The organism is Streptomyces sp. NPDC088810 (assembly GCF_044750305.1).
Taxonomy (GTDB): Bacteria; Actinomycetota; Actinomycetes; order Streptomycetales; family Streptomycetaceae; genus Streptomyces.
Window position 1 is genome coordinate 162,457 of record NZ_JBIVJQ010000009.1, and the last position, 18,599, is coordinate 181,055.

The window sequence follows — 18,599 nt, forward strand, 5'->3', positions numbered from 1 at the left end:
CGATGGGCACATGCGCGCGCGATACGGAATCCCCCTTGGCATCGTGGCGGCCGGCGCCGCCGGCCTGGTGTATGCGGCGGGCTTCGAGGCCCGTTCCTTCCGACTCCGACGGGTCACCGTCCCCGTCCTGCCCCCGGGCATGCGCCCGCTGCGTGTTCTGCAGGTCTCCGACATCCACATGGTGAGCGGTCAGCGCAAGAAGCAGCGCTGGCTGCAGTCGCTGGCCGGGCTGCGCCCCGACTTCGTGATCAACACGGGCGACAACCTGTCGGACCCCGAGGGCGTCCCCGAGGTCCTGGACGCGCTGGGCCCGCTGATGGAGTTCCCGGGTGCGTACGTCTTCGGGTCCAACGACTACTACGGCCCCAGACTCCGTAACCCGGCCCGCTACCTGCTGGAGAAGACGAGCGGCCGGCACGGCCTGAACGGCAACCCGCCGGTGGTCGGTGCGGTCCACAACCCGTGGGAGGACCTGCGGGACGGCTTCGACGCGGCGGGCTGGCTGAACCTGACGAACACGCGGGGGGTCCTCAAGATCGAGGGCGCCTCCATCGAGCTGACCGGCCTGGACGACCCGCACATCAAGCGCGACCGGTACGCCCAGGTGGCCGGCGGCCCGTCCGGTACGTACGACTTCTCGCTCGGCGTGGTCCACGCGCCGTACCTGCGGGTACTGGACGCGTTCACGGCGGACGCCTATCCCCTGGTCCTGGCCGGCCACACCCACGGCGGCCAGCTGTGCATCCCCTTCTACGGCGCCCTGGTCACCAACTGCGACCTGGACACGGACCGCGTGAAGGGCCTCTCCACGCACACGGCGGAGGGCCACACCTCCTACCTCCACGTCTCGGCAGGCTGCGGCACCAGCCGCTACACCCCGGTCCGCTTCGCCTGCCCCCCGGAGGCGACGCTGCTGACGTTGGTGGGGCGGGAGTAATCCCGCGCGCGGGGGAGGGCCTGGCTGTGGGTAACCCACCTGGACGAGTCCGCCTGGCCGCGCCCCTCCCCCGCTCCTAGCGTGAGGGCATGACCGTCCCGATACCCAGGGACATCCCGGAACTGCCCGCGGTCCCGGGCCCGCCCCTGCTGCTGCCCGCCCCGGTCCCGGCCACGGCGGTGGTGGCGCCGGTCCGCCGCCCCCTGGCCGCGGTGTTCCGCCTCCTGACCGCCGTGGCGGCGGCAGCCGGCGTCGCCCTGGAACTCCTGCTGGGCCCCCCGGCCCGCGTCCTGAGCTACTTCAGCGTCCAGACCGGCGTCCTGCTGGCGGTGGTCATGCTCCTGTCGGCGAGACGGGCCTGGCACGCCCGCCGCCCGCTCCCCTCGGCGCTGACAGGCGCCACACTCCTGTACGCCCTGACCGCCGCGCTCGTCTACCACCTGCTCCTGGGCCACACGACGCCCCCGTTCTCCCTGACGGGCGCGACGACGGCCCCGGAGCGCTGGCACGCCCAGTGGGCGGCCCTCCAGATCCTCCACACGCTGGTCCCGACGGCGGCCCTGCTGGACTGGCTCCTGCTCACGCCCTCGGCCCGCCTGCACCTCCGCCAGACGGCGGCCTGGCTCCTCTACCCCCTGGCCTACCTGACCTTCTTCCTCACCAGGGCCGCCTTCCTCCCCACCACCAGCCCGTCCCGCTACCTCTACCCCTTCCTGGACGTGGCGGCCCACGGCTACCGCAGCACCCTGGCCAACGCCCTCCTCCTGGGACTCGCGATCTACGCCCTGGCCGTCCTCCTGGTGGCCCTCGACCACACCCGCCCGACCCCGGTCCGCCGCCGCGCCTGAACCGGATTTCGTCCAGAGCCACCAGTGGGCTAAAGTAAACGACGTCGCCGCGACAAGCAGCGACATCGGGGTGTAGCGCAGCTTGGCAGCGCGCTTCGTTCGGGACGAAGAGGTCGTGGGTTCAAATCCCGCCACCCCGACGCTGGTCAGAGGGCCAATCGCGTGATCGCGATTGGCCCTCTGTCGTGCTTGGGGGGCCAAACAAAGTTGATCAGGCCCCCGCGCCACAGTCGCCCTCCTCAACCTGCTCCCAGGAGCCGAGGAGGCAAGCTTCGGGCATCGCTACGCCGTTGTGCTCTTGACGTACTGACGCTCCGCTCGGGTCCTTGCCTGGCCAGCCGCAAGGCGGAGAGGATGCCGCGATGAACGGGGTCTTCTGGTTAGGGCTCATTCTCGGAGCCCTTCTTGGCATCGGAATGGATCTTTGGAAGCGTCCACTCGACAGGCTGCTTGATCGAAGACTGGAACATCGAACAGGCGTTCGCACTGAGGAATTGGTGCGTCGGCTAACGAACGACCGTCCAGCCCTTCGCGACCACGTCACTGAAGTCATCCTGCAGACGACGCTAGTTACCGCCCTCGTCGGAGTCTTGCAGGGCGTTCTAGCCACGGCGATGTTCCTGTACGCCAAGGTTGCCGGTGAGGTGGACCCACTCATCCTCCCTGTGCTTGCCGTCGTCTCCGCGGTAACCGGCGTGATTAGCGCCGGGTACATCGTCCGACTGGCAGGGGACGCATTGACGGTCGCTCGGCGTGTCTCCAGAGCGCACCAAGCAGACACGCCCCCTTCCCCACCATCTGGTGATGGACGGGAGTAGTTCCCCTCATCGAGTCGAATCATGCTGAGAGTGGGCCGCATCCCAGTGCAAGGGAGAGGGCCATTCACGTGACCGCGAATGACCCACCTTTGTGCCGTCGATCAGGCTACGGCGTCGCCTCTTCGTAGTCCGCTTCCTGATCACCAGCAAAGATGTCGTCCATGGCCTCGGCGCGCTTCGTGATCATAGGCCGGAGCTGTTTGCGGTAGATCGCCTCGGTCGTGACCAGTAGAGCGATGGTCTCCAGTGGGATGCCATGGTCGGAGAGCAGCGGCACGAAGCTGTGCCGGAGCGCCCGCGGCGTCCACTCCGGCTTGAGGCCTGCTTTTCGCACGATGGCCTTGAAGTCGCGACGGACGTTGGCTGCGTCGAGCGGCTCGCCGGCACGGGTCGTGAATACGCGACAGGCCGGGCTCCACTCCATCCCCCCGTGAGGCACGTTCCTGCTTCTGCCACCTCCGGTGCTCTTCGAGGACGTCGACCACCTGCTTCGGAAGAGCGATGGTCCGCCGGCTCTTCCTGGTCTTCGTCTCGCCGTGCTTGCGCACAGAGCGCCACACCGCGACGTGCGGGGGGATGCCGTCCTTCGTCTCCAGAAACACATGGTCCCAGGTGAGGGGGCGCGCCTCCTCCGTGCGGACGCCGCTCAGGAGCGACAGCACCAGGTACGCGTACAGCCGCGAGCCTCGCGCGGCGGCGAGCACGGCCTTGGCCTGCTCCAGGTCCAATGCCTTGCTCGGCCGGCCGGGGCGCCCCTCCGGGGCGGTGACGAGCAGGGCGACGTTCCGTGCCGCCTTGTCCCTGCGCTGGGCGTGTGCGATGGAGCGGCGCAGGATGGCGAGCAGGTCGCGCAGGCTGCGCGTAGCGAGCACTTCGGCCCTGTCGTCCAACCAGTCGTCAACGTCGTCCGCGCTGAGATCCTTCAGCTTGGCCTTGCCGAGCAGCGGAACCAGGTGCTTGTTCGCCATACTGCGGTTTTTGCTGCGAGTTAGCTCCTCGCGTCCCTTGATGCCGCGCTCCAACCAGTCGTTCACAGCGTCGGCCACGGTGTAGTTCACCGGTGACTTGACACCGGTCTGGACTTCCTTCTTCAAGTCCCGGATTTTCTGGCGCACTTCGGTCTTCGTCTTGCCGTAGACCTTCGGCCGGCGGCGCTTGCCCTTCGGGGCGAAGCCCAGGGAAACGGCCCCGACGTACCGCTTCTTGGCCGCGTCCCAATAGATGGTGTCTTCACCATGACCGGCCCGGGTGGTGCGCTTCGGGCTTTCGCTCATACTGCGTTGTGCCTCCAAGAATGCAGGGCTGCGCCCTGAAGGACGCGTCCCTGTGGAACGGGGTATTGAGGAATTCAGATGTTGGCTTCCGCCTCGCGCTTGAGGAGTTCGAAGTACTGCGCGATGTACTCCGGCGGCACGAGTCGGCGACGGCCGATGCGGACGGTCTGAAGTCGTCCGAGGCGTATCTCCTCGTAGACCATCGAGCGTCCGATGCGAAGAGCCTTGGCCGCCTCTTCAGGTCGGTAGAGGAGTTGTTCAGCAGGTTCAGCAACGGTGCTCATCCGGCGACTCCAGGATGCTTCTGTCCGAGGTACGGATTTCTGCGTCACCGCGTCACCTGCGTCATTCAGGCCGCTGACCTGCGGGTTTGAGTGACGCAGGGAGTTTCGGGGCGCGTCACCGGTGACGCGGCTGCCCGTCATCGGTGACGCGGGTGACGCTGGGTGACGCACTCGCCGGGCGTCTGCGTCACCGCTCTTTAGGCAGGTCACAGGTCGTTTGCCGTTCGTGGGTGACGCAGGTGACGCAGCGGCTCTTTACTTCGGACAACAGAGGGAGTGGTGTCTGTGTAGTGCGCGGCTCAGGGCGTGCAGAAGGAGCCGCTTCGCGGCGCGACCATCGCAGGGCGGCGCCGCCGCCGAACAGCAAGAGGAGCACGCCGCGCCCGGGTGCTCCGCGCACGCTCGCCGAGGAGGTGCTGAGGGCAGGAACGGACTTCGATGGCACCGAGCGGTCGCCGATGCGCAACGCGGAAGCCCGTGTCACGCTCGGAGTCACAGCGGCGCGTGAGGGCGACTTGGAGCTGGCACTGATCCTGGGGCAGCGCGCGGTCGAAGGAGACCGTCAGTCGGTGCCGTCCCTGATCATCCAGCCGGGAACTTGCTGCCGAGGTGCGGCGCCGCTACGCCGTAGAACCTGCAGCGCAGGACTACCTCAGCCGGCTCCACTCCCTGGCCCAGGAGAAGCCCGGTTTCATGCCGCGGTAGAGCAACAGGGTGGAGCCGTCACCGCTTGGTGCCCTAGCCTAAACAAATGCGCGCTGCGGCTGCCTCAATCAGTCACAGCGCGCATCCGGTTGCACGGCGTCAGCTTCGCCGGGTGATGCTTTTGTTTACCTGCCGCGGTCACCGACTAGGACGAGCGCTGCCACCATAAACACAGCGAAAGCGATGACCTTGATGTCGGTTGCGCTGCGATCCTGCGCGATAGCAGCAAGCAGGACAGCAGTGATCACGTAGCCCCAGCCCTGCGGCTGCTTTCGCCGTTCTGCGCTGTTCATACCTGATGTCGCCTTTCCGTCTTTCCAGTGCTTTGACGCCTGCTAGTCAAGCTGTCCGGTGCGCGGCGAGCCAGCAATCCGGACGAACATGGCAATACACCGGACACAGGGCACCTCTCTGACCTAGAGTCCTTTGCCACTTCCGGCACCATCCGGACGTGCCCGGACAGCACCGGACAGCCACGGACACACGGAGAGGCCATGACCACCAACAGCCTGACGGCACATCTGCGGACCCTTCGCGTCCGCGCTGGCAACCCCACCATCCGCGAGATCGAACGACTGGTGCAGTCGCAAGCCAGGCGGGAGAAGATGGCGCGCTCAACGATTCAAGACAAGTTGGCCGGAACTAGTAGAGCCACTTTGGCTCAGGTTCTTTCGCTTGTTGAAGCTCTCTCCGATTACGCCAGGTCGGTTGGCGCACCGCTCGACCCTGGGGAGACGGATATTAGAGTATGGCGCGAAAGAGTAACTTCAAGTGAAAACCCTTCCATGCCCCGCTCGTCACCCATTGAAGGAGCTCGTACATCGCAAATTGAATGGGATACAGAACCGCTGAAGAGGGCCGGGATGCTGGATGTAGCCGAGATTATCGAGTCGTCCAGCGGGGTTGATATTGCCGAGTGGTTGCCGAGAGTGATCGAAACCATCCAACTTGCCGGTATGAACCACAGCAAATATCTGCAGAGTGCGGCCAAGTGCAGCCCTAATGACATCGCCCGCTTGGTGGCTGCCATTGAGGAGACTTTTCCAACGCAATCCAACTTCCCTTGGGAGACACCCACGTCCCCCGTCGCCAAGCATCTGATTACGTGCACATCAACAGCCCACCTCCCGCCAATTGATCCCGTAATCAACGTAGCCTTGCGGAGAGCCGGCATGGGGCATTACGTACCGCACCACCTGCGAGCCATTGCGAAATTCCGACGACCTCACAATGTAATCGCAAGCGTAACGGCATTGCGCGATGCCGCCCTAGAGGCGGATGCGCAGACGCTCCTGAACAAGGTCGGGCGGGAACGAACTAACGACGATCTCGACGTTATACTCGACAACTACCGACTCCTAGGGACGAAGGCCGATTTACAGCGAATCCTTCTCGGCGTCGTAGAGGAGGGGGCTAGCAGATTCAGAACTGTGGTTGAACAGCTACAGAACAAGAAACATAACTGGATTGATACCTACGTCTCGCAAATGAAGGATCTGCTTCCAGAATCGAGCGATAAGGCGGAATTTGCTGACGTTCTTGGCAGCCTAGGGTACGAAGCGTGGAGTCAAGAAATTCGACCGCCTGCGGGATGGGGAGGCGCAAGCATGCAGTACAGCAATGAGCCGCCCTTCTAGTGCAGAGCTAGTACTCAGCTCTGTCTGTGGGACACCAGGAGCCGGGGGGCCAAACAGGGGGCCAAACGAGGCAGCACCGCCTGCACAATCGCGGACAACAGTGGACTGCACCGGAGTCGGTACGAGCTGGTGAGGGGCCGGCAACCAGGCAGCGAACGGCTCCCACCGCGTTCGGGACGAAGAGGTCGTGGGTTCAAATCCCGCCACCCCGACAGCCGTAGTACCAGGTCAGGGGCCTGATCCGCTTAGCGGGTCGGGCCCCTGAGTGGTTCCTGGGGTCGTTTGGGAGCCGACTGTGGAATTCGGCTCCCGGGCAGCTCCCGATCCGGTTCGCCCGCCTGCGGGAGGCGCATCCAGGTGGCTCGTCAAGCAGTAGGCGCCGCCCGGCTTCGCCCATGTGCCGTCCGTCGGCTGGCGCGGCCCGGCGAGGCGGGATCCGCTCGCCCGGCCAGCTGACACGGGGCCGACGGATTCGTGCCGGACGTGGGACCGGAAGCCCGGGGCGATCGCTCCAGGCAACGGCGAGCGGGTCTCGCCTTCGTCGTCCAGGCGGCCGGCACTCACCCCTTCCTGCTCGGTACGAGGGGACGGAATGCGGCGCAGGCAGCTTCCCAGTCGGATGCGACCGGGTCTTCCGGGGGAAGGGCGGGACCTAGGTCCTCTGCCGCGCGCAGCACGGCAGAGGCGAGCTCCGGCGCCGTCGTCCGTGCGAGGACTCCGTCCTCACCGGCGACCGACAGGCCGTCTTTGGTCCGTCGCACGACAAGGCCGAAGGAGGTGTCGGCACCGGCGAAGCTCAGCATGCGGGCGTTGCCCCGGAGAAAGGCACCCAGGCTGTCCAGCAACTGGACGACCGAAAGGTAGATCATCATGCCCTGATCAGGGACATGGCCGGCCGAGTCGGCCGTGCCGAGATTCCCGGTGACGGCCATGTCGCCCAGATCGAACCCGCTGGCGTCGCCCTGGCCGGGCCGTACGGTGAACTGCACAGTGATCACGGGGTGTAGCTCTTTCCTACCGGACGGCGGCCGGCGGTCGCTGCCAGAACACGACAGTGAAGGGCACATGCGTGAGTAAGCTGCCCACAGCACAGGTGGCCTTCCCGAGGCCGGGCTTCAGGTCTCGCGGCCGACAGGGCTCGTCGGCCGGGCGCAGGGTGGCACCATCGGCCACACGGACGCGTTCGTCGGTTCGCCCTGTACAGCCTTGTCGGGCAGACAGGGCCAGCGGCTTCGCCTCTCGTTGTGGGTGATCGAGAAGGCCAGCGCGGGGCCGCGTTCAGCTACCAGGCGCCGATGGCGAGTTCCCCTCGGGCACGGGTGTCCTCACGCAGGCGCTCCGGGTGGGGACTGCCCTCGCGGTCGCTGCCAGATCAGTCAGTACGTGCGGTGAGGATCTCCACGGCGATCGCACGGCATCCGGGAGGAACATCGTCCGGCCGGACCGACGGCAACTCGCCCCCCGCAAGGTCCCAGGGAGGGGCCGCTGGACGGGTGCCCACCGGCCTGCAGTAAGCGCCTCGCACTCCGCCATGCCGGCGAAGAGCGCGAGCGGACCGGCATCGCGAACCGGGCCGTCACTCCGTCAGGCGCCGGGTCGGCTTCCGTTCCACTCCATGGGGCGAGTTTGACCAATTTGCCCCGTCGCGTCTCGCTGTGGTCGCGATGGTCGTCCCATGAGTGAGATGCGAGAACTGCGAACCCCGCGCTTTCGGATCCCCCGAACGCGGCGCCCGCTGCCCTTACTGGTCCTGTGGGTCCTCGGGGTTCTGCTTGCCCTGACCGCCGTCCCCGCCCAGCGCGCCCACGCCGTCAACGGAAGCACCTCGCCGTGTGCGCTGCAGGGACGGGGAACGACGGTCAACGCGGGCCAGAACACCGACTACACCCAGTTCCTGGATCCCCTCGGGATCAAGAACGTCGGCGTGGTCTACGTGGACTTCCCCGATGTGGCCGGCGCCGGCAACGTCGCGGACTACTACAACCTCCTGTCCCCGGCCGCCGACTGGGTGTGGAACGCCTCGTACGGCAAGACTGGGCTGAGCATGCGGCCGGTCGTGAACCGCTGGGTCCGGATGCCGTCGGCCTCCAACGCCTACGGCACCTCCAGTCCCACCTACCAGCAGCACTCCCGGTACGTGACCGACGCGTTGCGGGCAGCAGCCGACGCCGGCGCCGATCTGGCCAGGTATGACCTGTTCTACATCGTCTCCACCGCTCACTCCCAGGTCAGCGGCTCCCACACGTGGTATTGGACGCCCACCCAGCCGATTGTCATCAAGGGCACGACGATTCGTTGGGCGGTGACGTTCGGCACTGACATGTGGCACTGGGGCCACAAGGTGGCCGCCCACGAGACCGCGCACGCCTTCGGCGCTCCCGACCTGTACGCCTTCAGCGGCGATCAGCACCGGTACGTCGGCGGCTGGGACGTCATGGGCCACGTGGCCGGAGCCGCCCCGCAGCACTTCGGCTGGCTCTCCTGGAAGTTCGGCTGGACGGGGGACGAGCAGACCGTGTGCGTGTGGCAGAACAGGACCCAGAACACCGCCACTTTGAACGGTGTGGAGTACGTGGGCGGCACCAAGCTGCTGGTAGTCAAAACCGGCACCACCACCGCCTACGTCGCCGAGGCCCGCAGGAAGGCCCACAACGATTCCAGTGCCTGCTCCTCCGGCGTTGTCATCTACAAGGTCGACACCTCCGTCGCGAACGGCCAGGGACCGATCCGGGTGATGCCCAACCCCGACGCCGCGGCGCCACCGGCAGGCTGCGGCACGCTGGACATGGCCACCTGGCAGCCGGGCCAGACCTTCCATGACCGCGCCGCCAACGTGCAGTTCACCGTCCGGTCCGCCGACGCCTACAACAGCACGGTGAACGCCATCAAGTGGTGACCATCAGGCCAGCAGCGTCAACCGCCGGTAGGCCAGAGCTTCGTGCGGCCCACACGGCCGCTATGGTGGTGCCGAGTCCTACCAGGCCGCCGTGCTTGTTGTTCCGGCGGTACTGGACGCAGTGGAGGCCCGACCGGGCGATCGCCGGAGGCGCGATCACCCAGAACTGACGACGCCGGAGCCGCAAGGAGCGTGCCGGGCGGTCTGTCGCAGCAGCCCCCGGCACTGGCCCGGGAGGCTACTTCTCGGCGGAGCAGGGGTCGCAGCAGGACGGGGCCGATTCGATGCAGACGGTGACGGTGTCCGTGTTGTTGTCGGTGTCGGGGTCCTTCTCGTTGCCGGTGGCGGTCGCGGTGTTGCTGATCAGTCCCACTTTGGTGGCTTTGGCCCGCAGCACGAGCGTGGCGGTGGCGCCGTCATCGAGGTCGCCCACCGCCCACCGCCCGGTGGCAGGGTCGTAGCCTCCCGAAGTGCCGTCGGCGGACAGGAAGGTGAGGGTGTCGGGGAGCTGGTCCGTGACGGTGACGCCGGTGGCACCGTTCGGGCCCGTGTTGTGAACGGTGATGCGGTAGGTCACCGTCTGGCCGACAGTGACGGTGGTCGCGTCGACTGCCTTCACCACGGTCAGATCGGCAGCCGGTTTGACCTCCGTGACCTGCTCGTTGGAGGTGGTGGTCAACGACTCCGGCCTGTCGCCGAGCCGGTTCTCGTAGGAGGCGGTGGCGGTGTTTGTGATCTGTTTGCCGCCGCTGGCCCGGTCGATGGTGACCCGGTACTCCACCGTGGTCCCCGCAGGCTGGGTCGCGGTGCTGGGCAGGCTGCCACCTGCCGCGCCGGAAGCGCCGTTGCCGAGATGGAACACGACCTTGTTCGCCGTGGCGTCGTAGTACGCCTGGTCATCGCTTCTCGCGTCACTCTTCGCTCCGGCGTTCGGGCCGTCGACGATGCGCAGGGAACCGGGCAGGTACGTCGTGCCTTCCGGGACGACGTCGGTCAGGACGAGGTTCTCGGCCGCGCCGCCGCCCTCGTTCTTGGCGGTGATGCGGTAGGTGACGACGTCGCCCACCTCCAGCGGCCCCGCCGGGATCGCGGTCTTGGCGAGCAGCATGTAAGGAGCGGTACCGAAGAAGATGCCGTCCAGCAGGTTGCCGGTGGCGCGGTTTCCGCCGGCGGCGGAGATGGAACGGAAGGCGAAGCGCGTCAGCGTCTGACCTGCCGGGACAGAGTACGTGCCGGTGTAGTACCCCCAGGCGGTGTTGCCGTCGGTGAAGCGCCTCTGCTCCACCATGGAGCCTGGCGCGCCGATGTCCAGCGCCATGGTGTCCTGTCCCTCGCGGCCTCGGTGATACAACCGCCAGTACAGCTTCGTGCCTGGCGTCGTCGGCAGGTCCTGGTACAGCGTGGAGACCTGGTTGGCGTTGAGCTCGGCGAACTGCGCGCCTTCGGCTGCCGGTACACCGTTGAAGCCGGAACGCCACAGCTCGATCATGTGGTCGGAGGCGGTGGTGAGCCAGCCCGGGACCCGCTTGGCCGCCTGCGTCTGTGAAGCGTCCGGCAGGAGCTCGTAGTTGGTCACGGGGGGATCCTCGAAGCTGCCGTTGACCAGGGTGACGCGGAGCGGAGCAGCAGGAGGCGTGGCCATGATTCTTCTCCTCGGGTCGACGTTGCCGGCGCACCGCTGACAGGACGCACTCTGCGTGCCCTGGGGGTGCGGAAACACCCAGAAGGACAGCGTGATGAATGAAGTGCGTAAAGCGGTGTGCGCGGTGGACCGGCCAACCTTGCGCGGCGGGTTTGCGGTACCCGCAGCGGGACAGTCTTCATCGCGTCGTCAGGCATTACGCCATCGGCAGGCCCCACCTGCCACACACGGCTTCCCCGTGCTCTCCCACCCGCCCCGCCATGGCTGGATCCGACCACTGCGCCTCTGTGCATTCACCCCCGCTCAGGGTGAAGCGCTTCTTTGAGAGTTGACGTACCAGCAGGCAACTCGCGCCATGTGGCTGCCCGGCACGCGCACCTGGTCGACGCCTCGGTGACCTGCTCCGCGGCGGGTGCCGGTGGTGGCGGTGCCGCGATCGAAACCGGCGCTGTGTTCCAGCAGCCACTCACGGCGCGGATGCGGGCCCGGGATGTCGGTGACGGGCCCAGTGCAGGCAGGAAGGCTCGGGCAGGTGCCCGGCAGGCGCCAGCCGCGTCGGCTGGCGCAGGTGATCGGGGCCGGGGCCGGAGGCCGCGTGCTTGTCGTGGTCGATGACCCGCAGAGTGGCGGCCGTGCGGATGAGGTGCAGGACCGCGGCTGCGGCGACGCCGTCCTCGTCGGCTTTGCGGCGGTGGGCCGAGGTTCCGACAACCGGAGAAAGGGGCCGCGTTGAGGACTGGAGAAGGGCGGCGCGACAGTCTCCAGCGGCTCGATCCGCGGCCCCTCCGCGTCGGTCAGAGGCACACCGACCGACGCGTCACCTCATCGTCCCTCTACCCGAGAACCGAAGACGATGTGCAGCCGAGACTGGCGCGGCTGGCGACGGTGAAGGAGATACTTCCGAAGTTCTCCCAGAGGTTGTTGATGTTGGTGAACAGCCACTTGGTGGTCAGGCTGTGGTCGGCCGACGAGAGGGTGGCGGTCCGTCCCTCCGTGCCGGGCTTGATCCGGAACTTCACCACGGTGTCTGCCAGCTTGTGCGGCGGTGTCTCCTGGGCGCTCAGGGTCGTCCCGGCGAGACTGCCCGGCCCTGCCACCGACTCGACATCGGCCACCGCCATGACCGAGGCCAGATTGACCCGGTGGATGTGGTACTGCGATCCCACGGGATTGCGTGTGGTGTCCGGGCGCCACCTGAACGTGAACGTCGACCCCGGCGCGATCCGTCCGCCGAACGGGTTCGGCCACGACGATTCGTTGATCACGCCCTCGCCCAACCGGGTGCCGAACACGTTCCGCCAGTAGAAGTGCGGGTTGAGCCACGCGTTGCCCGGTTGGATGCACTCCGGGTCACGTGCTGCCGCGGTCTGCGTCGCCGCGGCAGCCTGTGCCTGTGCCGTGGCTGCGTTGGCGGGCAAGAGCGACGCCAGCAGCATCGTCGCCACCAGTACCCCCAGGCCCCACGCCTCCCGTGCCCTCCACCGCATCCGCAGCACCGACATGGCAGTGCCCCTGCTGTGGGCCGCCGGTGTGTGTTCCATTTCGAGCATGCTTCGTCCCTTCTGCGCTGCTGGGGGCCGTCGGCGGCCCGGGTGAGTGCCGGAACCGCCGACGAGCCGGTTCGTCGGGGGCGTTCAGTCCTCGTCGGGGTCGAGGACGCGTCCCTTGAGCTTGATCGGGCTGGCGGCGCCCACCTTGAGCTGGCCGTCGGTGTAGCGGCCCGGCGTCGCACCGTCGACGGCGGTGACCTGGGCGCCGTAGCCGAGGCACTCCTGGTTGGTGGGCAGGTACGGGTTGTGGGTGAAGGTCAGGGTGCGGCCCCCGTCACCGAGGGTGCCCTGGGTGGTCTCCAGGTTGCCCTTCGCCTGGAGCGTGTTGACGTCGTGGTAGGCCCAGGAGAGCCAGCCGGTGAACACGAAGCCGGTGGGTGCCTTCAGCGTGAAGGTGATGTCTCCGGGGTTCACCGGGTCGGGAACGGTGCTGAGGATGCCGAAGCTGAGGTGGGCCGGGACTCCGCCCGGTGCGTCCTCGACGATGCCCTGCTGAAGGATGTAGAGCTTGTTCTCGGAACCCGGCTGGACGGGGGCCTGAGTCTGCGTGGCCATGGGTGTCCCTTCTGTGGATGGGTGCGTCCGCGTGAGCGGATCCGCCGGTGGCGGGCTTGGGGACCGGCCCGCTCGTGGACCGTCGCGAGCGGGACGGGCGTCATGAGCTGGGCGGTGTCGCGGAGTCGGTCGGTGCGTGGTCGGCCAGCAGCGGACCGAGGACCGCCAGGACACCGAGGGCGATGTCCTCGTAGAGGTAGAAGCCCGCTTCCAGCGGCGGCAGGTCCGCTTCGGTACCCTCCGGGTCGGATTCCGGACCGGTGGTGTCTCCGGCTTCGCCGTCGGTGCCGGCCTGGTGGGCGGGCGTCCCGAGCAGGTCGGTGAAGTCCTGCGCAGCGCCCAGGAGCGTGCTGCGGGCGGTGCTGGTCAGCAGGCGCAGCGGGAGGTCGAGGGCGGCGGCTGTGCGCTGGCCGGGGAGGAGTCTCGTCGCTCCGGGCTTCTCCTCGGTGGCGGCGGCGATCAGCTGTACGGGAAGCGTGCAGGCGGAGACGATCCGCTCGGTGGGCATCACGGGCGGGGGGTCGCCGTCGACCATGAGGTCCTCCCACTCCATCAGGTCGAAGAGGAACTGGCCGCCCTTGTAGAGGGGCCAGGGCCGGACGGTGTCGAGCAGGAGGCGGGCGCGTTCGGGGGCGTCGCGGCGCAGGGCCACGCCGTGCCTGGCCAGGGTGCACAGGCACTGGCGCAGGCTGCTGTTGACCTGGCCGAGGAAGGCGAAGGCCCGGTGGTCGGTGGGGGTCAGCGGGCCGGTGGCGGTGGGATCGGCCGACGGGGGCGGGGGCATGGTGGTGGTCACAGTGGCCTTGAGGTGACGTAGTGGGCGATCTGCCGCAGGACGGCTTTGCCTTCGTTCTCGGGGATGATCCGGAGGTCTTCTTCGAAGCGGGCGATACCTTCGGCGGCGAGCCGGTCGGCGAGGTCGGTGGCGTACTCGATGGAGCCGTGCCGGCGCATGGCGGCGAGGAGTTCCTCGGCGTGCTGCTGGGTCTTGTCGGTACGGCGCTGGCGCAGAACGTCGAAGAGGCGGGGGCGCTCGTGGGCGTAAACGGTGCGGAAGAGGTGGATCAGCATCACCGTGCGCTTGCCTTCGAGCAGGTCACCGAGAGGCTCCTTGCCGTAGAGGGCCTCCTCGCCGACCAGGTTCAGGATGTCGTCCTGGATCTGGAAGGCGATGCCGATCAGGCGGAACGCCTCGTCGAACCGGCTCAGCACGAAGGGGTCGGTGACGCCGGCGCAGACGGCACCGATGCGGCACGGGCTGATGCAGGTGTACCAGCCGGTCTTCTTGGTGCTCATCGTGAAGTAGGCGTCGTCGGTGTCGGGAACGACCTCGTGGCGGATCCAGCCCAGCTCCATGGCCTGCCCCTCGATGGACTCCCGGCACATGTGCACCGCCTCGTGGATGAGGCCGAGGGTCCGGACCAGGCCCAGCGTTTCCAGGTTGGACAGCACGGCGTCGACGGCGAGCAGGTTCAGTCCGTCGCCGACGTTGACGGCCAGGCCCAGGCCGTGTTCCTCGTGCATGGTCGGCAGACCGCGTCGGTGAGTGGACTCGTCGGCGATGTCGTCGTGGACGAGGAAGCCGTTGTGGAACAGCTCCAGCGCGGCGGCGGCGCGTACGGCGTCCTCGGGGCGCCCGCCGAAAGCGGCACACGCGGCGATGGTCAGGGTGGGGCGCAGGCCCTTGCCCTGACGGGCGGGGTAGGAGCGCATGAGGTCGTACAGCTCGGCACGGGGCTCCCGGTCCGGCAGCAGCCGTTCGATCTCCTCGTTGGTGCGGGCCCGGCACCGGAGCATGGTCTCCATCAGGTCCGCGTCCTGGACCCTGTCCTCCAGCGACCAGTCGGTGCTGGTGCGGCCGTCCCACAGCAGACGCGGCGCGGTGACGGTGGTGTCGCCGATCAGCGCGGGCGGTGTGGGCGCGTCCTCGGGGGAGCGTCGCGCGAGGAAGTCCAGCGCCGTCCAGTCGACCGGGTCGGCGTCCGTTTCCCGGGCGGCGGGCGTCGCGCTGCCCCACAGCTGAGGGGCCTGTTCGCGGTAGGCCCCCCACAGTTCCTGCATGCTGCGCAGGCCCGCCGCGCGCTGGGACAGCAGGGTGAAGGCACGCCACACCGCGAGGGTGTCGTCGCGGGAACCGCGGACGTCGAGGCTGTCGGGGAGGACCTGGTCGACCGGCGAGCGCTGGAGGTCGAACAGGAGGTTCATGGCCCGGTTGTCGAAGGCGACCTCGACGTCCGGATCCGGGCAGCGGTCCCGGTCCACCACGATACGGCTGTGCCGCGCGGTCAGCGTGGCGTGACTGCCGTCGTTGAAGTGCAGGCCCAACCGGATGCCGCCCAGCTGGCCGGCCGCGGCGGCGAGGATCGCCGGCGCCCGGTCGGACAGGGCGGCGACGGTCTCGTCCAGCAGCCGGGCACCGGTGAACGCGGGGACGGTCTCAGTCATGGGCACCCCCGGCGAACTCCACGATGCCGCCGGTACGGAAGCCGATACGGCGTCCGCCGACCCTGCCCTCCACGGTGCACGGGCCGAGGGTCTCGTGCACGCTGAACGGGTGCAGGCTGGTCTCGGACGGGTTGGCGATCCGGCCCGCCGTGTGCGAGCGGAAGTCGAGGACGAGACGGTCGTCGCCGAGTCGTGCGGTGATGAGCAGACGGCCGGGCACCGCGGCCATCGGCGGGGTGCCCAGCAAGCCCGCCAGCGGCGGCACCATCGCCACCCGGTCACGGTCCAGGCTGCCGCTCACCGCCACCCGCAGAGTGCGCCGCGGGAAGTGACGGACCATGCGCCCGTCGCGCCACAGCATCACCGACCCGTTGGCCGCGTCCGCAGGGTACGCGGGCTGGATCAGGGTGAAGACGACCGCCGAGGGCGGGGCCTGGTCGCCGGGGCCTGAGGGGTCGTTGACGAATCCGAACACCCAGCCCCCCAGCGTGGGCCAGGACCACCGGCCGCGTACCCGCTCGTGGTAGCCGAGCAGGTTCGTCTCCGACGCCGTACCGTCGCCGTGCCGCAGGGTTCCGGTGCCCAGGACGCCGGGCTCCGACTGCCACCGCAGATGCTCGTTCTCACCGAACGGCGCGCACTGCGAGGTGCACGGCCTGCTGGTCCTGGTCAGCCGTACGTCGACTGCCGGCGCCGCCGACCGGGCCGCCACCCGTAACGCGCCGGGCTCTCCATGCGGATGCGGCAACCGGAAAGCGGACCACGGAACCTCGGGCTGCTCGGCGTTGAACTGCGTCGCACTCCAACCGTGCTCCTCCCCGTAGAGGAGCAGGATCGCCATGTGCTGTCCCTCGGCGGCCGTGCCGGTGCCGCTGCGGCGGCCGGTGGCCGGGGCGCCCGGATGCGCGAAGACCGAGCCGGTGGAGGATCCGAGGACGGACAGGTTCGCGATGAGCGCCTGCCGGCCGCACCGGGACAGGAACGCGTAGTGCAGCCACTTGCGGTCGAGCGGGTGGGCAAGCGGGGCGTGCGGGAAGGGGCCCGGCGGGCCGAGCTTCGGGAGGGCGGGCGTGGACACGCTTCGAACGCTAACCCAAAGTTGCGTATCGGTTGCAATAGGTGACGGGCGTGAGGGTGACATGGGAGCACAGAAACGATTACCTCCGCATTTCGGGTTTGACATCGCAAAGAGCCGCCCATGGCGGGGTGCGCCACGGACGGCTCCGGGTCCGGTACGTGCCCTCGTCAGTCCTCGTCGTCTCCGAGGACGCTTGCTTTGAGGCGCACTTCGGGCCGGCCCGCGATCACCGCCCGCCCGTCGGTGTACCGGCCCGGCTCGGCGTCGCTCAGGGCCCGGACGCCGAGCGTGTAGACCAGGGCGGCCGCCGGGTGGCCCGGGGTGTTCAGGCGGGGCTCGTCCGCAACGGTCAACGACCTGCCGTCGCCCCCGACCGTCGTCGTCGGGGCCCCACCAGGGAGCACCGTGCGATCTTCGCGGTAGTACGCGCAGGTCACCCGGCCGTCGAAGACGAAACCTGTCGGAGCCGTGAAGTGGTGCTCCACCCGCCCGGGGGCCCAGGGGTCGGTGGAGGAGACCCGTACGTGCATGAACTCGCTGCCGCCGCGGGGGACTTCCAGTCCGACTTCCTGGCGGACGAGCAGCCGGGCGGGCGGGGTGGCGTCAGGGGCCGGGGTGGGGGCGGCACCCGCGCCACCACCCTGCGCGTTGTCGGCTCCGGGGTCAGGTTCCGGCTCCCGCTCCGGCTCCACCTCCGACTCCGGCACCGGCACCGGCACCGGCACCGGCTCCCGCTCGGGTCCGGGCTCCCGCTCCGGCCCCGTCTCCCGCTCCTCGTCCCGTACCCGCTCGGTGTCCTGGGGAGGAGCCGTGGTCAGAGGCACGGCTGCGATCCGGTGGTGGGAGTTGTCCGCCACGAGCAGGCGCCCGGCCGGGTCCACGGCGAGGCCGCACGGGTAACGCAGCGCGGTGTGTACGACGGCACCGGCCGCCCCGGCGGCCTCGCGGGCCGCCGGATCCGGCTGCCCCGCGACGACCCGGGCGGTTCCGTCGGCCAGCCGCCACACCCGGTGTCCGGTCTGGTCGGCGACGTAGAGCGCGCCCTCGCCGTCGATCGCCACCGCGCACGGTGCGCCCCAGTCGACCGCCAGGACACCGGCGGTCCCGTCCGGCGGTCCCGCCAGTACCCGAAGCGCCCCGTCCGGGCCGAGCAGCAGTACTCGCCGGCCCACCGGGTCGGCGATGTACAGCCGGCCGGCCGCGTCGACCGCCAGGCCGGCGGGCAGGAACGCCTCGCCCGCGTCGGCCGCAGCGCAGACCCCGGACCGTCCGGATGCCGCGACGACTGTGCTGATGACACCGTCGCCGTCGATCCTGCGCACTCGGGGAGTGCCCGCTTCCCCGACGTACAGCGATCCGGCGTCGTCGGCGGCCACGGCGCACGGGGCGTCGAGCCGGGCGCGGTCGGCTGGGCCGCCGTCACCGTTGCCACCGCCCTCACCTGCGCCTTTGTCTTCGTCTTCACCGCGCGAGCCGTCTCCCGCGACGGTGCCGATCACCCCCGAAGGGTCGATCCGGCGGACCCGGTGGTTCATCTCGTCGGCGAGGAACACGCCTCCGTCCGGGGCGACGGCGAGCGCGGACGGGAAGCCGAGGCGGGCGCGCACCGCGTCGGCGCCGTCCCCGGCGAAACCCCGCAGCCCGTCCCCGGCGACCGTCGTCAGGGTGCCGGTGCCGTCGATCCGGCGGACCCGGTGGTTCGCGTGGTCGGCGACGAAGACCGCGCCGCCTCCCACGGCAACGTCCGCGGGAAAGGCCAACTGCCCGTACGGCGCGGGGCCGCCGTCCCCGGAGAACCCGGCCGTGCCGTTGCCCGCCACGGTGACCGGCGGGCCGCCCGCCTCCGGCGCATCCGGCGTGCGCCGCCGCTCCGCGGCCTCGGCCGTCACGCCGCCCCCCAGCACGGGCGCGGCCGGGACCCGATGGCGCC

The 18,599-nt window shown here is 68.8% G+C and carries 15 protein-coding genes, 1 tRNA gene and 1 pseudogene; 5 read left to right on the forward strand and 12 right to left on the reverse strand.

The window, feature by feature from the left end; genetic code table 11:
- The first annotated feature begins 10 nt into the window (after positions 1 to 10).
- The 3 genes from ACIP4Y_RS26930 (at position 11) to ACIP4Y_RS26940 (ending at position 1,925) form a co-directional block, all read left to right on the forward strand.
- Positions 11 to 937 (forward strand): metallophosphoesterase, encoded by a 927-nt coding sequence (locus tag ACIP4Y_RS26930; protein ID WP_358645492.1) that lies wholly within the window; start codon positions 11 to 13, stop codon positions 935 to 937.
- Positions 938 to 1,026: 89 nt separating this feature from the next.
- A complete protein-coding gene (locus ACIP4Y_RS26935) occupies positions 1,027 to 1,785 on the forward strand; it encodes a Pr6Pr family membrane protein (protein WP_401398126.1) in 759 nt (252 codons plus the stop codon).
- A 66-nt stretch (positions 1,786 to 1,851) separates the two neighbouring features.
- Positions 1,852 to 1,925, forward strand: a tRNA-Pro gene (locus tag ACIP4Y_RS26940).
- Positions 1,926 to 2,709: 784 nt separating this feature from the next.
- Here ACIP4Y_RS26940 and ACIP4Y_RS26945 read toward each other — a convergent pair.
- The 4 genes and pseudogenes from ACIP4Y_RS26945 to ACIP4Y_RS26960 all read right to left on the reverse strand — a co-directional run bounded on the left by ACIP4Y_RS26945 (position 2,710) and on the right by ACIP4Y_RS26960 (position 5,159).
- Complete coding sequence (locus ACIP4Y_RS26945) at positions 2,710 to 3,207, reverse strand: tyrosine-type recombinase/integrase (RefSeq protein WP_401398429.1); 498 nt, start codon at positions 3,205 to 3,207, stop codon at positions 2,710 to 2,712.
- A 340-nt stretch (positions 3,208 to 3,547) separates the two neighbouring features.
- Positions 3,548 to 3,877: pseudogene (locus tag ACIP4Y_RS26950) on the reverse strand (site-specific integrase); the annotation flags it as partial.
- Between the two features lie 74 nt (positions 3,878 to 3,951).
- Positions 3,952 to 4,161, reverse strand: a complete 210-nt coding sequence (locus tag ACIP4Y_RS26955) for a helix-turn-helix domain-containing protein (RefSeq protein WP_401398128.1) — start codon at positions 4,159 to 4,161, stop codon at positions 3,952 to 3,954.
- Positions 4,162 to 4,991: 830 nt separating this feature from the next.
- Positions 4,992 to 5,159, reverse strand: a complete 168-nt coding sequence (locus ACIP4Y_RS26960; protein WP_401398130.1) for a hypothetical protein — start codon at positions 5,157 to 5,159, stop codon at positions 4,992 to 4,994.
- Positions 5,160 to 5,360: 201 nt separating this feature from the next.
- Between ACIP4Y_RS26960 and ACIP4Y_RS26965 the strand changes: the two genes are divergently transcribed.
- Positions 5,361 to 6,503: a hypothetical protein gene (locus tag ACIP4Y_RS26965; protein ID WP_401398132.1), complete on the forward strand. Its 1,143-nt coding sequence runs from the start codon at positions 5,361 to 5,363 to the stop codon at positions 6,501 to 6,503.
- 560 nt (positions 6,504 to 7,063) lie between these two features.
- Here ACIP4Y_RS26965 and ACIP4Y_RS26970 read toward each other — a convergent pair.
- Positions 7,064 to 7,501 carry a hypothetical protein gene (locus ACIP4Y_RS26970; RefSeq protein WP_401398134.1) on the reverse strand — a complete coding sequence of 146 codons (438 nt, stop codon included), beginning with the start codon at positions 7,499 to 7,501 and terminating at the stop codon, positions 7,064 to 7,066.
- Positions 7,502 to 8,178: 677 nt separating this feature from the next.
- On the opposite strand from ACIP4Y_RS26970, the gene ACIP4Y_RS26975 reads away from it, so the two are divergent.
- Entirely contained in the window at positions 8,179 to 9,399 is a 1,221-nt protein-coding gene (locus ACIP4Y_RS26975; RefSeq protein ID WP_401398136.1) for a M6 family metalloprotease domain-containing protein, read from the forward strand.
- 238 nt (positions 9,400 to 9,637) lie between these two features.
- Here the strand turns inward: ACIP4Y_RS26975 and ACIP4Y_RS26980 are convergent, their stop codons facing one another.
- The 7 genes from ACIP4Y_RS26980 to ACIP4Y_RS27010 all read right to left on the reverse strand — a co-directional run bounded on the left by ACIP4Y_RS26980 (position 9,638) and on the right by ACIP4Y_RS27010 (position 18,558).
- Positions 9,638 to 11,041: an isopeptide-forming domain-containing fimbrial protein gene (locus ACIP4Y_RS26980; protein WP_401398138.1), complete on the reverse strand. Its 1,404-nt coding sequence runs from the start codon at positions 11,039 to 11,041 to the stop codon at positions 9,638 to 9,640.
- 833 nt (positions 11,042 to 11,874) lie between these two features.
- Entirely contained in the window at positions 11,875 to 12,591 is a 717-nt protein-coding gene (locus ACIP4Y_RS26985) for a hypothetical protein (RefSeq protein ID WP_401398140.1), read from the reverse strand.
- Positions 12,592 to 12,675: 84 nt separating this feature from the next.
- Positions 12,676 to 13,146, reverse strand: a complete 471-nt coding sequence (locus ACIP4Y_RS26990) for a hypothetical protein (protein ID WP_401398142.1) — start codon at positions 13,144 to 13,146, stop codon at positions 12,676 to 12,678.
- Positions 13,147 to 13,246: 100 nt separating this feature from the next.
- On the reverse strand, positions 13,247 to 13,942 hold the full coding sequence (locus ACIP4Y_RS26995; protein WP_401398144.1) for a hypothetical protein: 696 nt from the start codon (positions 13,940 to 13,942) through the stop codon (positions 13,247 to 13,249).
- Positions 13,939 to 15,591, reverse strand: coding sequence for a polyprenyl synthetase family protein (locus ACIP4Y_RS27000; protein ID WP_401398145.1), 1,653 nt, complete (start codon positions 15,589 to 15,591; stop codon positions 13,939 to 13,941). Before ACIP4Y_RS27000 ends, ACIP4Y_RS26995 begins: the two co-directional genes overlap by 4 nt.
- Positions 15,584 to 16,669 (reverse strand): hypothetical protein, encoded by a 1,086-nt coding sequence (locus ACIP4Y_RS27005; RefSeq protein ID WP_401398147.1) that lies wholly within the window; start codon positions 16,667 to 16,669, stop codon positions 15,584 to 15,586. The genes ACIP4Y_RS27000 and ACIP4Y_RS27005 overlap by 8 nt, the downstream gene beginning before the upstream one ends.
- Positions 16,670 to 16,836: 167 nt before the next feature.
- Entirely contained in the window at positions 16,837 to 18,558 is a 1,722-nt protein-coding gene (locus tag ACIP4Y_RS27010; RefSeq protein ID WP_401398149.1) for a serine/threonine protein kinase, read from the reverse strand.
- Positions 18,559 to 18,599: the final 41 nt, after the last annotated feature.

Bases quoted from the DNA above. Each gene is read 5' to 3' on its own strand.
- ACIP4Y_RS26930 (WP_358645492.1), top strand. From the start codon at position 11: ATGCGCGCGCGATACGGAATCCCCCTTGGCATCGTGGCGGCCGGCGCC.
- ACIP4Y_RS26935 (WP_401398126.1), top strand. From the start codon at position 1,027: ATGACCGTCCCGATACCCAGGGACATCCCGGAACTGCCCGCGGTCCCG.
- ACIP4Y_RS26945 (WP_401398429.1), bottom strand. From the start codon at position 3,207: ATGTGTTTCTGGAGACGAAGGACGGCATCCCCCCGCACGTCGCGGTGT.
- ACIP4Y_RS26955 (WP_401398128.1), bottom strand. From the start codon at position 4,161: ATGAGCACCGTTGCTGAACCTGCTGAACAACTCCTCTACCGACCTGAA.
- ACIP4Y_RS26960 (WP_401398130.1), bottom strand. From the start codon at position 5,159: ATGAACAGCGCAGAACGGCGAAAGCAGCCGCAGGGCTGGGGCTACGTG.
- ACIP4Y_RS26965 (WP_401398132.1), top strand. From the start codon at position 5,361: ATGACCACCAACAGCCTGACGGCACATCTGCGGACCCTTCGCGTCCGC.
- ACIP4Y_RS26975 (WP_401398136.1), top strand. From the start codon at position 8,179: ATGAGTGAGATGCGAGAACTGCGAACCCCGCGCTTTCGGATCCCCCGA.
- ACIP4Y_RS26980 (WP_401398138.1), bottom strand. From the start codon at position 11,041: ATGGCCACGCCTCCTGCTGCTCCGCTCCGCGTCACCCTGGTCAACGGC.
- ACIP4Y_RS26985 (WP_401398140.1), bottom strand. From the start codon at position 12,591: ATGCTCGAAATGGAACACACACCGGCGGCCCACAGCAGGGGCACTGCC.
- ACIP4Y_RS26990 (WP_401398142.1), bottom strand. From the start codon at position 13,146: ATGGCCACGCAGACTCAGGCCCCCGTCCAGCCGGGTTCCGAGAACAAG.
- ACIP4Y_RS27000 (WP_401398145.1), bottom strand. From the start codon at position 15,591: ATGACTGAGACCGTCCCCGCGTTCACCGGTGCCCGGCTGCTGGACGAG.